Genomic DNA, 1,255 nt, shown 5'->3' with positions numbered 1-1,255 from the left:
CCTTGAGCCGCAGCTGAATCAGGGAACATCTTATAGCCAGTATTCATTACAATCTCACCAACCTTAGGAGCTAAGGAGTGAAGTACTGCAGCAAAAGTCCCCAAGCGTGTAGCGATACGCTTTGGTCGATGCACAATCGCTTCAGCAATCAAATCTGCCGCATCATCTGGCGACAATGTCGGAACAGAGTCGTAGATCTTAGTTGGGCCAATCATCGGCGTACGCACAAGCGGCATATTAATCGTTGTGAAAGTCACATTACTATCGGAAAATTCTGACGCAGCACAACGTGAGAATGCATCCAAAGCAGCTTTTGATGCAACGTATGCAGAAAAGCGTGGAGCATTAGTTAGTACCCCAATAGAGGAAATATTAACGATATGGCCGCACTTACGTTCTAGCATTGATGGCGCGAACCCCATAATCAAACGCAAAGAACCAAAGTAGTTTAGCTGCATAGTTCGTTCATAATCATGGAAACGGTCAAATGCATGGTTAATCGCACGTCTGATCGAGCGGCCTGCGTTATTAATCAAATAATCAACATGACCATGATCTTTTAGCACGGCTTCAACGAACTCATCACAGTTATTCATGTCCGCGAAGTCGCAACGATAAGCATGCACTTCACCCTTACCTTTTGCTTGTAGCTCAGCCTTAACTTCGTCCAGAGTCTCTTGCGTTCTAGCAGCGATACATACGATTGCCTCAGCATCTACCAATTTATGCGCAGTCGCCAATCCGATACCCGATGTTGCACCCGTGACAACACAAACTTTTCCACCAACAGTACCTTTTAAGGAACGATCTTTATGTAAATCTGGGTCTAGGTTACGCTCCCAAAAATCCCAAATAGCAGGTGCGTAGGATTCTAGACGAGGAACTTCGATTCCTAATCCTTTCAATACACGCTCTGTTTCGCGAGAGTCGAACTTTGTTGGGTAATTGATAAAACCCATTGCCGACTCTGGAACACCAAAATCATTTAAAACCGCACTCGTAATACGCTTAACAGGAGGAAGGTTCTTTAGGCCATTCCTAACCATTGAAGGAATAAAACCAAACATGCGAGAATCAACACGCATTGTCATGGTTGGCGCATGACCAGCTTCGGCAAAAATATTTAGAACCTCACCAACCTTGTGTGGGTCTGGGTCAGTCAAATGGAAACATTTTCCATCTTCACCATCTGCATGGGAAATATGATCAATTGCATCAACAATAAAGTCGACCGGCACAACGTTAATGCGGCCAC

General features: G+C 44.8%; 1 protein-coding gene. It reads right to left on the bottom strand.

All coding sequences use genetic code 11. The annotated features are described in order from the left end of the window. The coding region (locus A3761_RS03330) for an SDR family oxidoreductase (protein WP_156491557.1) at window positions 1-1,255 on the bottom strand (1,255 nt) is incomplete at both ends.

The sequence above is a fragment of the Oleiphilus sp. HI0123 genome (assembly GCF_001635315.1).
Note: the sequence above shows the minus strand (reverse complement) of the source record. Positions and strands in the feature narration are given on the sequence as shown.